General features: G+C 67.1%; 1 protein-coding gene. It reads right to left on the bottom strand.

The annotated features are described in order from the left end of the window. Positions 1-234 (bottom strand): transposase (locus AC5RWU_RS24830; protein WP_493986816.1); only part of this gene is annotated, 234 nt, incomplete at both ends.

The raw sequence follows: 234 nt of genomic DNA, 5'->3' as shown, positions 1-234 counted from the left end.
GCTGCCGGCCGGCGTAACGGAAGCTGTTGCGGATCAGGTGCACGATGCACTGCTGCACCACCGTTCGCTCCCAGATGGTCGTGATCGCCTCCGGCAGCCCAAGAGCTAAGTCGCAGACGGCGATGAGCACGTCCTCGACGCCCCGGTTCTTCAGCTCGGAGAAGACCTGCAGCCAGAACCGGGCGCCCTCAGCGCCGTCGCCGGCCCAGATGCCCAGGATCTCCCGCTCCCCAT

The sequence above is a fragment of the Arthrobacter sp. B0427-1-12 genome (assembly GCF_059092905.1).
Note: the sequence above shows the minus strand (reverse complement) of the source record. Positions and strands in the feature narration are given on the sequence as shown.